We start from the raw sequence: 22,246 nt of genomic DNA, 5'->3' as shown, positions 1-22,246 counted from the left end.
TTGGTGGCTATTCAGTCCATCATTACCTACATTCAAACGCTCTAGTTTTCCAATTAGCTCAGGTTATAATAATGGCCACCCAAAATACGATTGATCTATTATGAACACCCCCAATGACCCTTTACACGGCAAAAAACTTGCTGACATTTTGGATGAATTATTGGATTACTACGGTGGCTTTGAAGGTTTAAGTCGTAAAATTGAAATTAGATGTTTTTGCATAGACCCAAGTGTTAAATCATCATTACGATTCTTGCGTACCACACCATGGGCACGTGAAAAAGTAGAAAGCTTATATTTGTACGTCTTACGCCAAAAGGCAAAACAGAAACCGTAGACCCAGGCCCCTCTCTCATCATCAAATTATACCAGTCAGTAAAATATCTTTAGATTAAACATTTGTATGTTGGTTATTATTGTTGATTAAAATATTAAATTAGTGACCAAGAATTAAAGCACCCTACCCTATCTTAAATTACAATAATTTTCAATATGCTTACTTTGAAAAACTTAAAAGACTTTATTCAAGAAAAGAAGATCGAAAGTTTGGCATGACCACACCTTGCAACAGGTGTGGGGAGTATGGACTGGGAAGATGCATGCCCACTCATCTACAAGCACTTAGAATACTTAGATATTCCGATTTATCTCTACACTTTGTAGCAAAAGGCGTAACAGTGGACAAACCAATCTAAGTATCGGCTAAAAACACCAGCTTCGCCATCTGTCTGATCAGCCCTGATGGAAATCCCACACTTATGCTTAAGTGGGGGATTTCGTTTCTATTCCGCAAAAGCCAATCGATGTAATAAAAAGATGGGCCAAAAATAAATGCTAAAACTTCTCAAACAATTTCATCACATCATTTTCTGTCAGTTTCGCTTCACCCTCATGATCGGCACTTAAAATTGACTGTGCCAGTTCGGCTTTATTCTGCTGCAAAGCAATAATTTTTTCTTCTATGCTTTGGTTGGTAATCAGCTTATACACAAATACCGGCTTGTCCTGTCCAATCCGCCACGCACGATCTGAAGCTTGATCTTCAGCAGCAGGGTTCCACCATGGATCATAGTGAATGACCGTATCCGCTGCTGTCAAATTCAAGCCTACACCTCCGGCTTTCAGGCTGATTAAAAACACAGGCACTTGCCCAGACTGGAATGCAGTAATAGCTTCATCTCGTTTCTTGGTCTTTCCAGTCAGTTTCACATAACCAATTTTTGCGTTATTAAGTTGCTGCTCAATCAACTCCAGCATTGAAGTAAATTGCGAAAAGATGAGAATTTTTCTTCCTTCTTCGACCATCGGAACGACCATGTCCATCAATTGTTCAAGTTTGGCAGAATGCGCTTGCCCGGTTTTAACCGAATCCAGTTTCAGCAAGCTAGGATGGCAACAGACCTGACGTAGCTTCAACAAAGCATCTAAAATTTGAATTTGACTACGCTTAAAACCTTTTTCTGCCACAATTTTCTGAATGCTTTCCTGCATCGTAGCGCGAACAGCTTCGTATAGCTTGGATTGCTGTTCATTCATATCAATATTGACTTCAATCGTGGTTTTTTCTGGCAATTCTTTGGCGACGTCAGTTTTCAAGCGACGTAAAATAAAGGGTTTAATACGGTTCACCAATTGTTGCCTTAACTGCTGATCACCCCGTTTTTCAATAGGATGACGGTATTTTTTATTAAAGATTTCTTGTGAATATAAAAATCCTGGCATCAGAAAATAAAATAATGACCACAGCTCACCCAAGTGATTTTCCATAGGTGTGCCGGTTAAACATAGACGATGTCGTGCTTTTAATTGCCGTACCACCTGTGCGGCTTTGGCACGCGGATTTTTGATATTCTGCGCTTCATCTAAAATGAGTTGATGATACTCATACTGGTTCAGTTGCTCTTCATCTCTTGCCAAGAGTGGGTAGGTGGTTAAAACAATGTCGTAGTGTGAAATCTGTTCAAAATACTGATGGCGGTCTGGCCCCTGTAGGAGTAAAACCTTGAGTTCGGGGGTAAATTTCTGCGCTTCTTTGAGCCAGTTATGCATCAGCGATGTTGGCGCAACAATTAAGGCAGGCCTGTCCTGCAAATGTCCTGCCTGCTTTTCCAAGAGTAAATGCGCTAAAGTTTGTGCGGTTTTCCCCAAACCCATATCATCTGCCAGAATCCCGCCATGCTGGGTTTCTCTTAAAAACTGCAACCAACCTAAGCCCTGCTGCTGGTATGGCCGTAATTCACCTTGGAAACCTTTGGGTGTCGGCAATTGTTGCTGATAGCTTTGTTTAAATCGCTGCGCAAATTGCTGCAGACGATCACTAACCTGCCACGCCATCCCAAGATGATGCTGTAATTCCAATAGTTGACTTGCATCATAGCGATCTAGGCGACGTTCATCCTGCTGTAAAATACCGCGGAGATTTAACAATACCGGCTTAATGTCCTTGACGGATAGAGCCAAATCGGGTTTATTCAATGCAGTTTTCAGGGTGAAAATTTGAGTGTCATCAAGATCATTAAAAGCCTGCGGATCAAGTAACTCAGGCTGCTGTTGCACCAAAACTGCGATTACATCAAGCAGGTCATAGCAATTGCCTGCACTGTCCTGAACGGTCGCCCCGATATTGAACCAGTCCTGCTGGCTTTCAGATTCAGTGATGGAAATATTTAAATTTTCTACATATTGCAGATTAAATGGGCTGTGTTCCAGATGCTCTATCTGCCAACCCATCGACTCAATTTGATTGATGGGCATCAGCTGTTTGATCCAGTCTCCATAGAAAGCAAAAACCATAGAATCGAGACGTTGTTTATCCAGTTTTAATGGCTGATCATAGCTAAGATCTTTCACCCACTCCAGCGATTCGACTGACAGCTGTAAACGCTGGATTGCCTGTTGTTCCTGAATTAAGTCCCGAAGCTGTCGCACTATTTTTCCATGCTGCTCACCAATAAAACTGTCACCTGATGTACCTGCTTTTATTCGCCCACCTGCATAGGAGAATTCAATTTCAGCACAAACAGACTCCTCTAATTTCCAATCAAATTTACCTAAAACACCAAAGCGTAAAATTGGCTGGGGGCTACCCGCTAGTATCTCAACATGCTGAATAGACTCAGGCAGAGGCAGGTTCCCCACATCTGAATGTTGATGAGTCAACTGCTCAAATTCACTCAATAATGTGGAGGGTAGATCCGGCATCTGCAAAAAATGGTAGAGTAGATTTGCCGTATATTCACCATATAACTGGCCCACGGTGTTCTGTTGAATATCGACATAACATGGTGGCTGGCTGGCAAGAATGTAGATATGTGGATTTGATTTTAAATCGAGTCGAATATCACCATTGACCAATTCAATATTTAAATGCTCAGTCTGTTTTTTGACACCTTGTTCCCATATAAATTCGATGTTGTAGCCTTGCTCTGACCATTTAAGTGCGGCATGGTTCTTTTTTTGCCAATAAACATCGCCACTTTGAATAAAAGACTTGAAGTGCTCCAATGAAATCCAGGAAATATCAAGATTACTCTGATAAAAGCGCTCCTCGCTGTTTATTTTGGCGTAATAATAAACCTGGTTAAATAATTTTCGTTTTTGTTCCGGTAAAGTCAGATGTTTTCTGGTGATATTTTCATATTGCGTATAATCACTTTCACCGGCAATCGAGCCATTTTTATTGCGTCTGGCCTTCTGCACCACAAGGGTCAATTTCTTTGAGCTGACAGACTGATTTAACAGGTAAATTAAACATGTGTTTGTTTGGGCAGGCTGCTCAGGTTCAATCTGTTGTAAATACCGTTTAAACTCATGCAACCAGCGTTGCGCCTGATCATACCCCTGTTGGCGGTTTGCGATTGCCCATGGTGATTGAGATTCAGCATAACGCTGCTGAAATTCCTGGCGATATTCCTGAAAGAATAACCGCGCTAAAGCAGCAGCATGTTTACAGTTATATCCAACCGGACAATTGCAGTCATCATCAACTAAACGGTCTTTTTTAAGATTATAGGTAATCGCGGTATCATAATAATCTGTTCCTTCAATTTGGGCATACATCGTGACACCGTCTTTTTCCTCAAAGAACTCAATCGTTTCCCTATCAATGTGTTTAGCATAGCTAAGACTGCGCTGAATAGTTGCGGTGCTGAAGCGGGATAAAAAATTGGTCAATGAGGACATAACAACTCGGCGGCTAAAAAGGCAATAGGATTATACTGCTAACTTTTCAAACATATATGAATGCAACGTACCGGATTTGTCGGAGAGCACTTCCGGAGAAAATGTCACGATGAAAAATACAAAAACATACCCAGGAAATCAAAGATAAAGCTGTTCAACTTATCATTGGATCAGAAATATTTGAATCCGCAGCATCCAGTTAAAGTACAATTCCTCTCAGATCAGCAACGTATCAAAAATTGGAATCTGAGATTAAAAAAATTATACTTCATCTGTAATCTATTTTTTAAAAAGAGCATCCCCGATTTTATAATGACCATTTTCTGGTTTAAAAATAATTTGTTTTTTGATAAAGAACGTAAGACCGATTGAATATTTGATACTGTAATGCTGTCTACACCGATAGAATCAGCTAGATGTGGTCTAAATTAAATACTATAAAGTTCAACTTGTGATTCAGCTATGGCTTTTAAGAGCAGCTGTTCTAATAACTTAAACTCTCCCCCTAATCCCGAAAAGTCACGATGCCCCATGGTATCGGCTATAAGCTGTTACTTTGCAAAATTTATAGCCAGCATCCGGTTTCTTCAACTGCTCCATTACGACAGAAGTATTTTAAGGGTTGGATTGAGCACGGTCTCTTGCCAGAATTAAAAGAGAAGAGTGTGCTGATCATGGATCATGCGACGTTCCGCAAAGGAAAAAGTTTAGGGTTAAAGATATTAATATCTTATTTAAAGATTATTGTGTGGAGTTATTTAGAGTTTAAGCTATAGGTGAAGTCGTGGATATTTCTCGATAAGCGATTGTAAGAAATTGATCTTTAAGAAGCTCGATCTTTTTTTAAGATGGCGAGAAAATTATTGACTCGATTTGTGAGGTTGCCAGCCGATTCATCAGGATTGCTCATGATCTATTACTTGGAAAAATTCAAGCAGAAACTCTCCACATGATCCAAAACAAAGAGAATAAAACTACATTAAATGACTAAAATCCCAGCCAATAAAAATTAAAATATTTTACATTAAATCATATATTTAAAATTAATATTATTTAATAAAATAAATCTCAGCGACTTTATCAAAATTGGAATCAGAGAGCTCGAGTCTCCTTTCCCGCTCCAGATTCAAAAAAGCCCTGATCGAAAGATCGGGGCTTTTTTTAGGCATTGCCTATTTTAACCAATAAACGCTGACCAGCCCAAAACGAGTGCTTAGTCAGAGTTTGTCTTCATTTAAAATTAGAAAGTGACCCGCTGATAATCACGATATTGCGGTGTCCAGAAATTATGCTCAATCGCTAACTGCAAGTCCTCAATACTTACTTTAGGCGCCACCCCATCCTCAATGGCAGCAAGGGCGACTTTCAACGCAATCTGCTTTGAAATAGACTGCAAATAATCGAGACTCGGCAATAAATCCGCTTGTGGGTCTTGCAACTTAGGCGAACAATCCGCCAGAGCATTACTAGAAGCCATCAGCATATTATCTGTAACACGCTTCGCACCCGAAGCAATCACCCCCAACCCAATTCCGGGGAAAATATAAGAATTATTGCACTGTGAAATATGATGGATTTTTTCCTGATAATTCACCGGTGCAAAGGGGCTACCTGTGGCAATCAGCGCTCTACCCTTAGTCCATTGCAAAATATCTGCCGGTACTGCTTCTACCTGTGAAGTCGGATTGGATAAAGGGAAAATAATTGGCTGCACGCTATTCTCAGCCATAGCTTCAACCACTTCCTGTGTGAATAATCCCGGTTGCCCCGAAACCCCAATCAGTACTGTTGGCTTAGCATGCTTCACGACATCTGTTAATGAAATCATGGCTTCAGCATCTGCCCAGCTTTCTACATGTTCAGCAGGCTGTGCCAATTTACGCTGAAAATTCAGTAAATTCGGCTGGTTTTCAGTGATCAGACCAAAGCGGTCAACCATAAATATCCGTGCACGTGCTTCGCTATCGCTCAAGCCTTCCGCAATCATTTGTTTAATGATCTGTTCCGCAATCCCGCAACCAGCTGAACCAGCCCCCAGAAATGCCACCACCTGATCTTTCAACTGCTTACCTGCTGCACGCGAAGCGGCAATTAAACTTCCGACCGAAACCGCAGCGGTTCCCTGAATATCATCATTAAAGCAGCAGATGCGATCACGGTATTTTTCCAGCAAAGGCATGGCATTTTTCTGCGCAAAGTCTTCAAACTGAATCAATGCATCCGGCCAGCGCTGCTGAATGGCCTGAATTACCATTTCGACAAAAGCATAGTATTCATCGCCGCTGATCCGCGGTTCACGCCAACCCATATAAATCGGATCATTCAGCAATTGCTGATTATTGGTGCCGACATCGAGAGTGATCGGTAAGGTATACGCTGGGCTGATTCCACCACAGGCAGTATAGAGCGCCAATTTACCAATCGGAATCCCCATTCCGCCAATCCCCTGATCGCCTAAACCCAAAATGCGTTCGCCATCGGTAATCACAATCACTTTCACGTTCTTTTTATTAATATTGTGAATAATCTGTTCGATCTGATCGCGATCCGGATAGGAAATAAAGATTCCGCGATGACGGCGATAAATATCAGAAAAGCGCTGACATGCCTCCCCCACAGTCGGGGTATAAATAATCGGCATCATCTCGCTAAGGTGATTTTCAATCAGGTGATAAAACAGGGTTTCATTGGTATCCTGAATATTACGCAAATAAATATGCTTGTTGATATCACTATTAAAAGCACAATATTGCTGATAAGAGCGCTGACTCTGCTCCTCGATGGTCTCGGTCACATGAGGAATTAAACCATGCAAATTAAAGCTTCTGCGCTCTTCTTCAGTAAATGCAGAACCTTTATTGAGTAACGGGAGTTCTAATAAGGTATTTCCGGCATACGGAATATATAAAGGGCGTTTACTGTTCAAATTTTCTCTGGGCATTATTTAACTCTTCTAATCAATCCTCGGCACTTCGCCGAAAACAATGACATCACTATCGTTATTTTATATAGCCTATCCTGATTTTAGCCTTTTGGGGTATTTAGTAAATTGATAATACTTTTAGCAGGATTTTATAATCTGATAACGTAGCGTGATAGGAGAGATTTTGGTTAATTTTGTAATAAATTTCTTTTATCCATCAAAAATGCTTGTTCTATTTTAAAATCTCACTGATTTAAAATGGGTTATGGCCTATTTATATAGTGTTGATCTTTTTCATACTGCTAAGGCAGAAGATTGATTTGACAAAAAGTCAAAGCTCATCAAGGATAAAGTATAAATTCAATAATATAAATGAGTATAAAAATGAGTGAATTCCAGCCCCTTTATCAAGCTGATATTTTAGGCATCGGCTATGAGCAAGCCACCTTGAGCTTTCCAGATGACTATGAGGGCAAAGTTGTAGCAACCCTGATACGTAAAAAAGCAGCGCAGCCTACTCCTAAAGCAGTTTTGTATATTCACGGATTTATTGATTATTTTTTTCAGACTGAAATGGCGGAACGCTTTAATCAGCAGGGTTTTGATTTTTATGCGCTGGATTTAAGAAAATATGGCCGTTCGATTCTGCCGCATCAGAACTATTATAATGTGCATGAGCTGTCTGAATATGATGCAGAAATTAGCCAGGCACTGGATATTATCGCAAGCGAGGGCCATGATGCTGCCCTGCTCTGTGGTCATTCTACCGGCGGCCTCATCACCACATTGTACGCGGCACATCACCCTAATCATCGGTTAATCAAAGCACTCTGGGTCAACAGTCCATTTTATAACTTTAATATGAATCCGATAAAACGTGCGCTCGGCATCCCGCAGTTAAGCAAACTGGCAAAAAATTTTCCCGACCTTAAATTTCCGAGTGAGTTAAATAAATGGTATGCCACCAGTCTGCACAAGGATTTAAAAGGGGAATGGGACTTCAGTCTGGACTGGAAAAAGACCCGCTATCCAAGGGTACGGATCAGTTTTATTCGTACCATCTATGAAGCACAAAAAGAAATTCATCGCGGCATCGAACTCGATATTCCGGTTCTGGTCATGCATTCGCATCAGACTTTATATCCCAAAAAATGGGGCAAGGCAGCGCAAACTAGTGATGTGATTTTGGGAGTTAAAGACATTCAGAAATATGCCAAAAAAATTAAAGCTGATGTCACGGTTCAAAGCATTCAGAATGGTTTACACGATCTGGTGCTTTCAGACAAATCTGTACGTGAACAGGTCTACCAGCAGCTGTTTCAATGGCTCAACAGCAAAGGATTATAATGCCGGCAAACAGGAAAGATGATTTTAGGCTCCTGTTTTCTGTTAAGTGTTTTGATTGAATAAAATAGCCCTCCTGAATGTAATCCGCAACCATCAGAAATACATGAATCCTTCGATTTTTTAAGCGCCTGTTAAATGCTTATTTCTTAGGATAAGCTTCGATTAAATATAAAATTTAATTCCTATACTTCATATTCCAAATGTTGTCTTTTGTAGCAAGCGTGTAATCAAAGCACCACCTGTCTTTTTCCCTCTTTATAGTAGAGCTGACTGCTGAAACTGTAACATTTTCAATTGAGAAAATAGGGTCAGCGTGTACCAATAACAATCATATAAAGGAATAGATTATGCGTTATGCAGACCCCAATACTGACGGTGCAAAAATTCAATTTAAAGCCCAATACGACAACTTCATTGGCGGCGAATGGGTCGCTCCAGTTAAAGGCGAATACTTTGACAATATCTCTCCGGTAGATGGCAAAGTCTTTACCAAAGTGCCGCGCTCTTCTGTAGAAGACATCGAATTGGCCCTAGATGCAGCGCACAAGGCCAAAGCACAGTGGAATACATCCTCAGCCACCACCCGTTCCAATATCCTGCTAAAAATTGCAGATCGTCTGGAACAAAATCTGGAACTGCTGGCGGTGGCAGAAACCTGGGACAACGGCAAGCCGATCCGTGAAACCTTAGCGGCCGATATTCCGCTATGTATTGATCATTTCCGTTATTTTGCCGGCTGTATCCGCGCTCAGGAAGGCGGCATTTCCGAGATTGATGAAGATACCATTGCCTACCATTTCCATGAACCATTGGGTGTGGTGGGTCAGATCATTCCGTGGAACTTCCCGATCCTGATGGCGGCCTGGAAACTCGCACCTGCCTTGGCAGCAGGCAACTGTATCGTGCTGAAACCTGCGGAACAAACCCCGGTCAGCATTTTAGTTTTAGCTGAACTGATTCAGGACATTTTGCCGCCGGGTGTACTGAATATTGTCAATGGTTATGGTATCGAAGTCGGTCGTCCACTCGCGACCAATCCGCGCATTGCCAAGATTGCCTTTACCGGTTCAACCGCAGTCGGTCAGCAAATCATGCAATACGCCACCGAGAATATTATTCCGGTAACACTGGAACTTGGCGGAAAGTCACCGAACCTGTTCTTTGCCGACATTATGGATCAGGAAGATGATTATCTGGACAAGGCACTGGAAGGCTTTGCCATGTTTGCTCTGAATCAGGGTGAAATCTGTACCTGTCCTTCTCGTGCCTTGGTGCAGGAAAGTATTGCCGATGAGTTTCTGGCGCGTGCGGTAGAACGGGTGCAACGCATTAAAACCGGCCATCCACTCGACACCGACACCATGATTGGCGCACAAGCTTCGCAGGAACAGCAGGATAAAATCTTAGGCTGTATTGCTACTGGCCGCGAAGAGGGTGCACAAATTCTGACCGGCGGTGAAGCACGTCAGGAAGTGGGACAAGGTTTTTATATTGAACCGACCATTTTCAAAGGCACCAATGACATGAAAACCTTTCAGGATGAAATCTTCGGGCCGGTGCTGGCGGTGGCGACATTTAAGGACTTTGATGATGCCATTAAAATCGCCAATGACACTATTTATGGTTTAGGTGCAGGTGTGTGGTCACGTTCAGCACACACGTCTTATCGCGCAGGTCGTGCGATTCAAGCTGGTCGTATATGGACCAACTGTTATCATATGTACCCTGCCCACGCTGCATTTGGTGGTTATAAGAAATCTGGGATTGGGCGTGAAAACCATAAGATGATGCTCGATCATTATCAGCAAACCAAAAACTTGTTAGTGAGTTATTCGACTAAACCTGCTGGTTTCTTCTAAGTTAAAGATATTGATAAAAAAGCGGACTTCGGTTCGCTTTTTTATGTATTGTTTTTACTACCTTAGTCGAAAACATCGATTAAAGTGCTTTCAAAGTCGATTCGATATTTTTATGCTTGTCGTTTCAATCTATATCATGAACAAAGTACATATAAATGTCTGAGAAATATTGCGTTACTTGTGGAGAAAAAGCACTACCCCACTATCGGTTTTGCAGTGGCTGTGGTCATTCATTTGAGAATACTTTACCTGATAATACCTATAAAAAGCGAGCTCCTATATTTAAGCCCAATCAAGATGATATTAAGGCTTACGAAGATCATCGCACCTATCTCAACAAAATCGATTCTTTCCAAAGTAAAGTATTTTACTTTTTCTTCTTTGGGGCATTTGTGACCATGTTTTTTCATCTAGGAGGTGTATTTTCAGGTTGGTTTACCGTTTCTGAAGCATTTGAATCAATATGGTTGTTTCCATTTTGTATTATTAGCTGCCTCATTATCAAATTCACAAGTTTCGACTATTGGCTTGCCAAGCAAATATATGGTCGAGGTTATCGTTATAAGGATAATGGTTTAAGGTTTGTCTATCAAAAATTATCAAGTGCGAAAAATCATAAAGATGAGCCAGTTTGTATCTTTTGTGGGAATAAACGTTTCTTTCGTAAAGGCATTTATGCAAGTGATGCATGCACAGTCAACTGCACTAAATGTCAGCATTATTTATACACTGAATAAGATTCTTCAGCTGGCTTTTAACTTCTCAAAGAATATAGAAATTAAATTCCGATAACTGAAATCACGGCTTTTCTCGATCTTAGATAAGGATGTCATTTTTTCTAATTTTCAATTGCTTAAAAATAACACTGAAAATCACATGAATCATTTATAGTTGGCTTTCCATGTTGAAAAAGACTGTGTATAACAATGAACCATACAGGGAAATTGATAAGCATAGGCAAAATCGCTCAAAAAGCGTTAGACTATGTACCCAATAATGTCATGATTCGGTCTGATCAAGATCAAAAAAGAAGGTGAAGGTTGATGCCGCTCAATACTGTTGAAGAGCTTGTAGCAGATATCCGTGCAGGAAAAATGGTCATCCTGATGGATGATGAAGATCGTGAAAATGAAGGCGACTTAGTGATTGCTGCCACGCACGTACGTCCTGAAGACATCAACTTCATGATCACCCATGCACGTGGTCTGGTCTGCCTGACTTTAAGCAAAGAGCGTTGCCAGCAGTTGAATCTGCCTTTGATGGTCGATGCAAACGGTGCCCAGCATGGAACCAATTTTACCCTGTCAATTGAAGCAGCCAAAGGTATTTCTACCGGGATCTCACCGGCTGAACGTGCGCACACGATTCAAACTGCGGTGGCTGCTCATGCCAAACCGGCAGATATTGTACAGCCAGGACACATCTTCCCGCTGATGGCGCAGCCGGGTGGCGTATTGCACCGTGCCGGGCATACCGAGGCAGGTTGTGATCTTTCTCGTTTAGCAGGACTGGAACCGGCATCAGTCATTTGTGAAATCATCAATGAAGATGGCACTATGGCGCGCCGTCCTGATCTTGAAGTGTTTGCTGAAAAGCATGGCCTGAAAATCGGAACGATTGCCGACCTGATTCATTACCGCATGACCAATGAACAAACGGTTGAGCGTATTGATCAGCAAAGTATCGATACTGAATACGGCAGCTTTGACCTGTACCGCTATCGTGAACTGGGTAACCCGGATATCCATCTGGCCCTGGTTAAAGGTGAGCCTAAAGAGGGCGTGACCACGGTGCGTGTACATGGTTTTAACCCGACCCGCGACTTGCTTAAACTGAAGAAACAGGATGGCGAACCGGCCTGGAACCTGGATCGTGCCCTGAAAGAAATTTCCAATAGCGATCGTGGTGTACTGGTCTGGATTGGCCAGCGCCATTTACAAGATTTGGGCCCGGCTTTAGATACCTTAAATGCACCAAAAAATGTAAAATCAAATTCTGCACTGTCTCAGCAGTATCAGACCATTGGTGTGGGTGCACAAATTTTGCGTGATTTAGGCGTTGAAAAAATGAAGCTGCTGAGCTCTCCATTGCGCTTCAATGCCCTGTCAGGCTTTAACTTAGAAGTGGTGGAATACATCACCGCACAACAAACATCTTAAGAAATCATCGAGGTTGTTATGGCAGTTCGCCGTATTGAAGGTATGTTACATCTCGCGAACGAAGACCGTTATGCGATTTTAGTTGGTCGTTTTAACAGCTTTGTGGTTGAACATCTGTTAGAAGGTGCCATTGATACATTGAAACGTCATGGTGTATCAGAGGATAATATCACTGTTGTTCATGCCCCTGGTGCCTGGGAACTTCCTGTAGTTGCGAAAAAACTGGCAGCTTCAGATCGTTTCGATGCCATCATCGCGCTTGGCGCCGTGATTCGTGGTAGCACGCCTCACTTCGATTTCGTTGCAGGCGAATGTGCCAAAGGTTTAGGCGTGGTTGGCCTGGACACTGGCTTACCTGTCATTAACGGTGTACTCACTACGGACAGTATTGAACAAGCGATTGAACGCTCTGGAACAAAAGCAGGCAATAAAGGTAGCGAAGCTGCCCTGACTGCGATTGAAATGGTTAACTTGTTAAAGGCTATTTAACGCTATGTCGCAAACACTTCAAGCAACTTATGCAGCAAAACGTAAAGCACGTCGCTTTGCTGTACAAGGAATTTATGAATGGCAAATGAGCCACAATCCGGTGCATGAGATTGAAGCACGTACGCGTGTGGAAAATGCCATGCATAAAGTGGATCTGAGCTATTATCATGAATTGTTGACTCAAGTGGTTGCCAATCATGAAGCATTGGATGCGCTCTTAATTCCGGTACTCGATCGTGAACTTTCAGCACTGGATGGTGTTGAACTCGCAACCTTGCGTCTAGGCGCGTATGAACTCAAAGAACATCTTGAGATTCCATATCGTGTGGTTCTAGACGAAGCGATCGAGTTGGCTAAACATTTTGGCGGTGCCGACAGCCACAAATACATCAACGGTGTATTGGATCGTTTAGCGACAACTTTACGTGCAGCAGAAAAGCAACAAGCCAACTAATTAAAGTCGAATTGTTGTATGGCTGAATTTTCGATTATCGACACCTATTTCAATCGCAAGAATACCCATTCTGTCGATTTAGGCGTCGGTGACGATTCAGCCTTGCTCACCCCTCCGCCTCAGCAACAACTGGTCATCTGTGCCGATACACTGGTTGCTGGACGACACTTTCCTCTCGATACAAATCCGCATGCCATTGGCTGGAAATCGGTTGCTGTTAATCTTTCCGATATTGCCGCGATGGGTGCAAAACCGCATAGTATTCTTCTGGCATTGAGCCTACCCCAAATTGATCATGACTGGCTCAAAGCCTTTAGTCAGGGTTTGTATGATTGCTGCGATCAATTTGGCGTGAGTTTAATCGGGGGTGATACCACCCAAAGTCCGCATCTCACTTTATCTGTGACAGCCTTAGGCTGGGTCGATATCGGCCAAGCGGTGCCACGCTCAGGTGCAAAACCAGGTGATCTGATCTGTGTCAGTGGAACTGTCGGCGATGCTGCTTTTGCCTTAAATCATTTAGGTCATCCGCTACAGAAACGTCTGGACTATCCGACGCCACGCTGTCAGCTCGGTGCCGCCTTAAAAGGTCTGGCGCATAGCATGATTGATGTCTCGGATGGTTTAGCCCAAGATCTTGGACATATTCTCAAAGCCTCGCAAGTCGGTGCCAAGCTACAACTGGAACACTTACCGATCAATCCTGCCCTGCAGGCCTTAAGTGAAGCACAAAAATGGCAATATGCACTGGCCGGTGGCGACGATTATGAATTATGTTTTACAATAAGCCCGCAAAATTACGAAAAATTATTGCAAAAACAACTTGATGTTTCGATTAGTATAGTCGGCACAATTCAGCAGCAGCACGGCTTAACTTTTGAAAAAGATGGCGTAGATCATTTGCTTCAATTTAATGGGTATCAACATTTTGCATAAACCTGCGATCAATTTTAAAGCCATGTCATGGACCGACCGACTGATTGTGTTTATTGGCGTTGGCTTCGGCTCAGGACTGGTGCCTAAAGCACCGGGGACCTTTGGTTCGGCTTTTGCACTGTTATTTATCCCGATTTGGCTGCATCTTGATTTTTTAAACAGTCTTTTTGCCATTGCCATCATGTCCCTGATTGGCATATATATCTGCGGGCATACTGCCAAGGTCATGGGCGTTCATGATGATGGCCGCATTGTCTGGGATGAATTCGCCGGACAATCCATCACATTTTTACCCCTGATCTATCTCGGCCAGATGAACTGGCTCTGGCTGCTGGTCGGTTTTGCGCTATTCAGATTATTTGATATCTGGAAACCGTGGCCGATTCGGGTCATTGACCGTCAGGTCGACGGCGGTTTTGGCATCATGCTGGATGACATCATTGCTGGCCTGTGGGCGGCTCTTTGTATTTTGATTTATTTTTACTTCACCGTGGCATAAGCCATATTTAGGATTAGAACATGTCAACGACTGTTATTATTCTTGCTGCAGGTAAAGGCACGCGCATGCGTTCAAGCTTACCGAAAGTATTACAACCGCTTGCAGGACGTCCTTTACTGGGTCATGTCATTGACACAGCAAAAAAATTAAACGCAGATAATATTATTACCATTTACGGGCACGGTGGCGAGCAGGTTCAAGCTGCTTTTACAGCGCAAAAAATTAAATGGGTTGAACAGAGCGAACAGCTGGGGACCGGTCATGCCGTACAAATGACTTTACCTGTCCTGCCCCAAGACGGCGTATCGTTGATTCTTTCTGGTGATGTACCCTGTATTAACCCGTTCACCTTGCAAAAATTACTCGATGCCACTGCAGAAACTGGCATTGGTCTGGTCACGCTCACCTTGCCAGATGCCAATGGTTATGGTCGCATCGTGCGTAAAAATGGTCAGATTCAGGCCATTGTTGAACATAAAGATGCAACGAACGAGCAACGTCAGATCCAAGAAATTAATACTGGCATTTATGCGGTCAGCAATGCCAAGTTGCATCAATGGCTGCCAAATTTAAGCAATGAGAATGTTCAGGGTGAATACTATCTGACCGATATTGTGGCGATGGCTCTGGCCGATGGTATGCAGGTTGCTTCGGTAGAACCTGAACAAGCCTTTGAAGTTGAAGGCGTAAATGACCGTGTGCAACTGGCAGCATTAGAACGTCAGTTTCAGGCATGTCAGGCCAAACAGCTGATGCAGCAAGGTGTACATCTGATTGATCCGAGCCGTTTTGATTTGCGTGGTAATTTAACTGTCGGTCAAGATGTACAGATTGATATCAACGTGATTATCGAAGGTGATTGCGAGCTGGGCGACCATGTTGAAATTGGTGCTGGCTGTATCATCAAAAATACCAAGATTGCAGCTGGGACTAAAGTGCAACCTTATAGCATTTTTGACAATGCTATCGTTGGTGAAGATACCCAGATTGGCCCTTTTGCACGACTGCGTCCGGGTGCGAAGCTTGCTGCCGAGGTGCATATCGGTAACTTTGTAGAAGTGAAAAATACCACGATTGGCGTAGGCTCTAAAGCCAACCACTTCACCTATCTCGGTGATGCTGAAATCGGTGCCGGTTCTAATATTGGTGCAGGTACCATTACCTGCAATTATGATGGTGCGAATAAATTTAAAACCATCATTGGTGATCAGGCTTTCATTGGTTCGAACAGTTCATTGGTTGCACCTGTGAAAATTGGCAATGGGGCTACAGTGGGTGCAGGCTCGACGATTACTCGTGATGTGGAAGACAACAGTTTGGCGGTAGAACGTTCTAAGCAATTTGCCAAAGAAAACTATCCACGTCCGCAAAAAATCAAGAAATAAGGGGGAATAAATATGTGTGGTATCGTCGGTGGCATTGCAGAACGTAGCATTACCAATATTTTGATTGAAGGCTTAAAACGCCTGGAATACCGGGGTTATGATTCAGCAGGTTTGGCACTCATCAACAATAGCCAGGTCCTGCGTGAACGTCGTGTCGGCAAGGTCGCGAATCTTGAACAGGCCGTGAATGAATCACAGATCAGCGGTTCACTTGGCATTGCACATACACGCTGGGCAACCCATGGCAAACCGACTGAAGAAAATGCCCATCCGCATATTTCTGAAAATGTGGCAGTGGTTCATAACGGGATCATTGAGAACTATCAAGAACTCAAAGATGATCTTGAAGCTTTGGGTTATGTCTTTACTTCACAGACCGATACAGAAGTGGTTGCACATCTGATCAATGACGCCCTGAAATCCACCCCCAGCTTAATGGAAGCTGTGCGCCAGGTGGTACCACAACTCAAAGGTGCTTATGCCCTAGGTATCGTGCATACAGATCATCCGGATGAACTGATTACCGTACGTGAAGGTTCTCCACTCGTCATTGGTGTGGGGATTGGCGAGAACTTTATCAGTTCTGACCAGCTGGCACTGCTCCCGATTACCAACCGTTTTATCTACCTGGAAGAAGGTGATATTGCCCGTTTGACCCGCAGCACGATTGAAGTTTTCGTCGATGGTCAACTGGTCGATCGTCCGGTCAAGGAACTGGATGCTGCGGTCAGCAATGCCTCTAAAGGTGAATATAAACACTACATGCTCAAAGAAATTTATGAGCAGCCTGAAGCGATCAAACAGACCATTTCCCAGGCTTTAAATGGCAATGACCTGCGCAAAGACTTCCTTGCCAGTGCAGAACAGGACTTCACAAAAATCCAGCAAATCCAGATTATTGCCTGTGGTACCAGTTATCATGCCGGCATGATTGCCAAATACTGGTTTGAACAGCTGATTGATCTGCCGTGTCAGGTCGAGATTGCCAGCGAATTCCGTTATCGTACGCCAGTCATTGTGAATCACACACTCTATGTGTGTATTTCCCAATCCGGTGAAACTGCCGATACCTTGGCTGCATTACGTGATACACAGAAACGTGCAGCGGCCAAAGGGCTAGACATCACTACGATGACCATCTGTAATGTCGCTACATCATCGATGGTACGTGAGACCCAGCATAGTCTGTTGACACTGGCAGGCCCTGAAATTGGTGTGGCGTCTACCAAAGCCTTTACCACCCAGCTTGCTGCTTTAATGCTGTTGGTATTGAAAATTGGTTCGGTCAAAAATAGCATTTCTACAGAACAGATGACGAAGATCAGCACAGAACTCTGGCATTTGCCTAAAGTGATTCTGGACACTTTACGTCATGATAATGAAATTTTAGGTCTGTCTGAGCTGTTGGTTGAAAAGCAGCATTGCCTGTTCCTGGGCCGTGGTACGCACTTCCCGATCGCACTGGAAGGTGCACTCAAGCTGAAAGAAATTTCCTATATTCATGCTGAAGGCTATGCTGCAGGTGAGCTGAAACATGGTCCATTGGCACTGGTCGACAATGACATGCCGGTGGTGATTCTGGCACCGCAAGATGACATGCTGGATAAACTGAAATCCAATATGGAAGAAGTTCAGGCACGTGGTGGCGAACTGTTTGTCTTTGCCGATGAAAACAGCGGCATTAAAGCCAAAGAGCGTCAGCATGTGGTACATATTCCGGCAGTCAATGCAGTGCTGGCACCGATTGTATATAGCATCCCGGTGCAGTTACTGTCTTATCATGTGGCAGTGCTGCGTGGTACAGATGTCGATCAGCCACGTAATCTGGCAAAATCGGTTACGGTAGAATAATTAAAATTGAATCAGGGCTGGGGAACCGGCCTTTTTTCTTCTGAATGGAGAGCCTATAAATGACCAAACTGACTTGCTTCAAAGCCTATGACATTCGCGGCAAACTCGGCACCGAGCTCAATGAAGAGATTGCCTATAAAATTGGCCGTGCTTATGGACAGATTTATCAACCTAAAACGGTGGTCATTGGCTGTGACATCCGGCTCAGCAGTGAAGGTTTAAAACAGGCCACCATTCACGGTTTAAATGATGCGGGTGTCAATGTTCTGGATCTGGGCATGACCGGCACGGAAGAAGTTTATTTTGGCGCCTTCCATCTGGATGTTCAAGGTGGTATTGAAATCACGGCCAGCCATAATCCGATGGACTATAATGGCATGAAACTGGTACGTGAAAATGCCCGTCCAATCAGTGCCGATACTGGTCTTAAAGAGATTCAGGCTTTAGCAGAATCAGATGAATTTATTGACGTCAGTAATAAAGGCCGTACTGAGAAATACAATATTCTGCCTGAATTTGTAAATCATCTGATGAGCTATATTGATCCGGCAAAAATCCGTCCGATGAAACTGGTGATGAATGCCGGGAATGGAGCAGCAGGCCATGTGATTGATGCGATTGAGCAAAAGTTTCAACAACTCAATATTCCGGTCGAATTTATCAAAATTCATCATGAAGCTGACGGCAATTTCCCGAATGGGATTCCCAATCCGATTTTAACTGAAAACCGTGACAGCACCCGTGATGCGGTCATTCAGCATGGCGCAGATATGGGCATTGCCTGGGATGGTGACTTTGACCGCTGCTTCCTGTTCGATGAAAAAGGCCAGTTTATTGAAGGCTATTATATTGTCGGCCTTCTGGCTCAAGCGTTCTTGCTGAAGCAATCTGGCGAAAAAATTGTACATGATCCACGTCTGGTCTGGAATACACTGGATATTGTAGAGCAATACCAAGGGATCACGGTTCAGTCAAAATCAGGTCACGCCTTTATTAAAGATGTGATGCGTGAGCATAATGCGGCCTATGGTGGGGAAATGAGTGCCCATCATTATTTCCGTGACTTTGCCTATTGCGATAGCGGCATGATTCCATGGTTACTGGCGATAGTAGTACTGTCTGAAACAGGAAAATCCTTATCTTCTCTGGTGGAGGAGATGATCGCCAAGTTCCCATGTTCAGGTGAAATTAATTTTAAAGTGGCCGATACCCAGGCAACCATCCAAAAACTTTTCGATCATTATGCCGATCAGCAGCCGGAGATCGATCAGACCGATGGGGTCAGCCTTAATTTTGGTGCATGGCGTTTTAATGTGCGGGCATCGAATACTGAACCGCTATTGCGTCTGAATATTGAAAGCCGCCGTGATCATAATCCACGCCCAATGCAGGACTATGTCGATGAATTGACTCAGCTGATTCAGAGTTAATCTTCACGCATACAGCACAATAAAAATGGGAGCTGTTCATCAAAAGCTCCCGTTTTATATTTATATCGCTATAAAAATTTTAACGATAGCCATTCGGATTCTGCTTCTGCCAGTTCCAGCTGTCAGCGAGCATGTCCTCTAAACCATACTGAGGTTGCCAGCCCAACTCTTGGACTGCACGGGTATTGTCTGCAAAACAGGTGGCCACATCGCCTTCACGACGAGGGGCTAATTCAAATGCAATCGCAACACCATTCACCTGCTCAAACGTATCTTTAACTTGTAGAACCGAAATGCCATTACCTGTACCAATATTCCAGGCACGGCAACCTTGCGCAGTTAAACGATTATTGAGGGCACATAAGTGTGCATTGGCTAAGTCGACTACGTGTATATAATCGCGCACACCAGTCCCATCCACCGTGTCATAATCATGACCGAAAATAGATAGCTTTTCACGACGACCGACTGCCACTTGAGTCACAAAAGGCATCAGGTTATTGGGAATACCTTGTGGATCTTCCCCAATCTGGCCACTTTTATGCGCGCCGACCGGATTAAAATAACGTAATAAGGCAATCGACCAACGTTCATCCGCCACAGACAACTTTTCTAAGAGCTGCTCAACAATCAGTTTGGTATAGCCATAGTTATTGGTCGGCATTCCGGTAGGCATCTCTTCATTTAAAGGTGAAGGATTATTTTCGCCATACACCGTTGCTGAGGAACTAAACACCAGTTTAAAAACCTGTGCGCGTTGCATCGCCTGAACCAGGCTGATTGAACCGGCAATATTATTGTCAAAATAAGCCAATGGTATTTGCTGGCTTTCTCCGACCGCTTTCAGACCGGCAAAATGAATCACGGCCTCAATCGAGTGTTGCTGAAATACCTGATCTAATAATTGAGCATCACGGATATCACCTTGTATAAATGTCAGGCTTTTTTGGGTCAACTGTTGCACCCGATTTAAAGACTCAGCAGCGCTATTGCACAGATTATCTAAAACCACCACCTCATGGCCGGCATTTAATAACTCAACACAAGTATGCGAACCAATATAGCCTGCCCCGCCCGTTACCAGAATTTTAGCCATGCTGCTTCCCTAATAAAATGTTAATTAAACCTTGAGTTGAACCATCCAGACCACCTAGCTCAGACTGTTCACCATTCAAAATAGGCAGCAACTGGTTGGCAATTTCCTTACCTTTTTCCACGCCCCACTGGTCAAATGGGTTGATATTCCACAGCACCGATTGCACAAAAACTTTATGTTCATATAGAGCAATCAGCATACCCAGACTATAAGGATTCAGCTCTTGCATCAACAGCGTACTGCTCGGTTGGTTGCCTTCATACTGCTTATAAGCCGGCAAGCTCGCCAATTCATTTTGATCCAGCGCTTCATTACCAAAAGCCAGTAAACGCGATTGTGCCAGACAATTCGACAATGCCAAATGATGCTGTTCAATTAATGCCTCAGCACTATCGGCATAGGTATATTGCTGACTGTTATAGCGCTCTACCGGGGCAATAAAGTCACAACTGACCGACTGAGTTCCCTGATGCAGGAGTTGATAGAAGGCATGTTGCGCATTCGGGCCGACCTCTCCCCAAATAATCGGACAGGTATCTAGCTGTACTTTTTCACCATTGCGCTGGATCGACTTGCCATTCGATTCCATTTCCAGCTGCTGCAAGTAGGAAGCAAAATATTTTAGCCGCCCATCATAAGGCAGGATGGCATGGGTCTGAATATCCAGGAAATTATTATTCCAGGCCCCTAACAGTCCCATCAAGACCGGAATATTCTGTTCAAAAGGCTGATACTGAAAATGCTGATCTACTGCATAAGCACCTGCCAGCAGCTGCTTAAAACCTTCAATTCCGATACTCAAGGCAATCGGCAATCCGATACAGGACCACAGCGAATAACGCCCTCCGACCCAGTCCCACAACAACAGCTGGTTTTCCGGTGCAATCCCCCACGCTGTCATTTTCTCCGGTTTGGTCGATACCCCAATAAAATGATGCTTGAGAATATAGGGATGCTGACCCAATGCTTTTTCCAGCCACAAACGTACGGTCTGGGCATTGGTCAGGGTATCAATCGTGCCAAATGATTTGGATGAAATGATAAACAGTGTGGTTTCCGGACGCAGCTGATGCAACAACTCGGACAACTGACTGCCATCCATGGTCGAAACAAAATGTACGTTGAGTGGTTGGGCAGACTGATATTTAAAATCAGATAAGGCATGCGTGACCATCAACGGCCCAAGATCTGAACCACCGACCCCAATATTGACCACATCCTGAATCACTTCCCCGGTGGCACCACGACGCTGTCCGGCATGAATTTGTTCTACCAAGGCATACATACGCTCAAGTTGCGCATGCACATCAGCGGCCAGCTCGGCATGTTGCTGATCCTGTGCCGGTAAGCGTAAGGCCCAATGCATGGCTGCACGCTGCTCGGTATAGTTGATTGCCTGATTGGAAAATAAAGATCCGATCCAGGATCTGAGGTTTTGTGCATCCACCCATTCAATCAGGCCCTGCATCACCTTGTCATTGACTCTATGTTTACTGTAGTCGAAGACCAGCTGCTCAAACTGGATCGAATACTGGTTAAAACGCTGGGGATCTGCAGCAAACAGTTCTCGCAGATGAACCGCATCAAGTTGCTGTTTACTTGAGGCGAGATTCTGATACACCATTTCAGGATTTGG

At 43.7% G+C, this 22,246-nt stretch carries 16 protein-coding genes and 1 pseudogene; 12 read left to right on the top strand and 5 right to left on the bottom strand.

The window, feature by feature from the left end; all coding sequences use genetic code 11:
* Positions 1-100: 100 nt before the first annotated feature.
* The gene (locus FTU42_RS10555) at positions 101-337 is read left to right on the top strand and encodes a VF530 family DNA-binding protein (RefSeq protein ID WP_005173763.1); all 237 of its coding nucleotides are present in this window, start codon (positions 101-103) and stop codon (positions 335-337) included.
* Positions 338-834: 497 nt separating this feature from the next.
* On the opposite strand, the gene FTU42_RS10550 is transcribed toward FTU42_RS10555, so the two are convergent.
* The 3 genes and pseudogenes from FTU42_RS10550 to FTU42_RS10545 all read right to left on the bottom strand — a co-directional run bounded on the left by FTU42_RS10550 (position 835) and on the right by FTU42_RS10545 (position 7,123).
* Positions 835-4,182, bottom strand: coding sequence for a DEAD/DEAH box helicase (locus tag FTU42_RS10550; protein WP_180083370.1), 3,348 nt, complete (start codon positions 4,180-4,182; stop codon positions 835-837).
* 279 nt (positions 4,183-4,461) lie between these two features.
* A pseudogene (locus FTU42_RS14985) lies at positions 4,462-4,766 on the bottom strand (hypothetical protein); the annotation flags it as partial.
* A gap of 656 nt (positions 4,767-5,422) precedes the next feature.
* Entirely contained in the window at positions 5,423-7,123 is a 1,701-nt protein-coding gene (locus tag FTU42_RS10545; protein WP_005094687.1) for an NAD-dependent malic enzyme, read from the bottom strand.
* Between the two features lie 366 nt (positions 7,124-7,489).
* Between FTU42_RS10545 and FTU42_RS10540 the strand changes: the two genes are divergently transcribed.
* From FTU42_RS10540 to FTU42_RS10490, 11 genes are all read left to right on the top strand, one after another.
* On the top strand, positions 7,490-8,452 hold the full coding sequence (locus FTU42_RS10540) for an alpha/beta hydrolase (protein ID WP_180083369.1): 963 nt from the start codon (positions 7,490-7,492) through the stop codon (positions 8,450-8,452).
* A 347-nt stretch (positions 8,453-8,799) separates the two neighbouring features.
* Complete coding sequence (locus FTU42_RS10535) at positions 8,800-10,311, top strand: aldehyde dehydrogenase family protein (protein WP_180083368.1); 1,512 nt, start codon at positions 8,800-8,802, stop codon at positions 10,309-10,311.
* 155 nt (positions 10,312-10,466) lie between these two features.
* Positions 10,467-11,048 (top strand): hypothetical protein, encoded by a 582-nt coding sequence (locus FTU42_RS10530; RefSeq protein ID WP_180083367.1) that lies wholly within the window; start codon positions 10,467-10,469, stop codon positions 11,046-11,048.
* Positions 11,049-11,354: 306 nt separating this feature from the next.
* On the top strand, positions 11,355-12,470 hold the full coding sequence (ribBA, locus tag FTU42_RS10525) for a bifunctional 3,4-dihydroxy-2-butanone-4-phosphate synthase/GTP cyclohydrolase II (RefSeq protein WP_180083366.1): 1,116 nt from the start codon (positions 11,355-11,357) through the stop codon (positions 12,468-12,470).
* 18 nt (positions 12,471-12,488) lie between these two features.
* On the top strand, positions 12,489-12,959 hold the full coding sequence (gene ribE, locus FTU42_RS10520; RefSeq protein WP_004280926.1) for a 6,7-dimethyl-8-ribityllumazine synthase: 471 nt from the start codon (positions 12,489-12,491) through the stop codon (positions 12,957-12,959).
* 4 nt (positions 12,960-12,963) lie between these two features.
* Positions 12,964-13,413 carry a transcription antitermination factor NusB gene (gene nusB / locus FTU42_RS10515; protein WP_004728813.1) on the top strand — a complete coding sequence of 150 codons (450 nt, stop codon included), beginning with the start codon at positions 12,964-12,966 and terminating at the stop codon, positions 13,411-13,413.
* A gap of 18 nt (positions 13,414-13,431) precedes the next feature.
* On the top strand, positions 13,432-14,349 hold the full coding sequence (gene thiL, locus FTU42_RS10510; protein WP_074383718.1) for a thiamine-phosphate kinase: 918 nt from the start codon (positions 13,432-13,434) through the stop codon (positions 14,347-14,349).
* Positions 14,327-14,848 carry a phosphatidylglycerophosphatase A gene (locus FTU42_RS10505; protein WP_100355413.1) on the top strand — a complete coding sequence of 174 codons (522 nt, stop codon included), beginning with the start codon at positions 14,327-14,329 and terminating at the stop codon, positions 14,846-14,848. Before thiL ends, FTU42_RS10505 begins: the two co-directional genes overlap by 23 nt.
* 20 nt (positions 14,849-14,868) lie before the next feature.
* Positions 14,869-16,233, top strand: coding sequence for a bifunctional UDP-N-acetylglucosamine diphosphorylase/glucosamine-1-phosphate N-acetyltransferase GlmU (gene glmU / locus FTU42_RS10500; RefSeq protein WP_180083365.1), 1,365 nt, complete (start codon positions 14,869-14,871; stop codon positions 16,231-16,233).
* A 12-nt stretch (positions 16,234-16,245) separates the two neighbouring features.
* Complete coding sequence (gene glmS, locus FTU42_RS10495; protein WP_180083364.1) at positions 16,246-18,084, top strand: glutamine--fructose-6-phosphate transaminase (isomerizing); 1,839 nt, start codon at positions 16,246-16,248, stop codon at positions 18,082-18,084.
* 59 nt (positions 18,085-18,143) lie between these two features.
* Complete coding sequence (locus FTU42_RS10490) at positions 18,144-19,514, top strand: phosphomannomutase CpsG (protein ID WP_180083363.1); 1,371 nt, start codon at positions 18,144-18,146, stop codon at positions 19,512-19,514.
* 79 nt (positions 19,515-19,593) lie between these two features.
* Here FTU42_RS10490 and galE read toward each other — a convergent pair whose 3' ends face one another.
* Together galE and pgi are read right to left on the bottom strand one after the other, a co-directional pair.
* Entirely contained in the window at positions 19,594-20,610 is a 1,017-nt protein-coding gene (galE, locus tag FTU42_RS10485; RefSeq protein WP_129716956.1) for a UDP-glucose 4-epimerase GalE, read from the bottom strand.
* Positions 20,603-22,234 (bottom strand): glucose-6-phosphate isomerase, encoded by a 1,632-nt coding sequence (pgi, locus tag FTU42_RS10480; protein WP_257225574.1) that lies wholly within the window; start codon positions 22,232-22,234, stop codon positions 20,603-20,605. The genes galE and pgi overlap by 8 nt, the downstream gene beginning before the upstream one ends.
* Positions 22,235-22,246: the final 12 nt, after the last annotated feature.

Source organism: Acinetobacter sp. YH12102 (assembly GCF_013419125.1).
Classification (GTDB): domain Bacteria; phylum Pseudomonadota; class Gammaproteobacteria; order Pseudomonadales; family Moraxellaceae; genus Acinetobacter; species Acinetobacter pseudolwoffii.
This window is presented reverse-complemented; position numbering and strand designations above follow the sequence as displayed.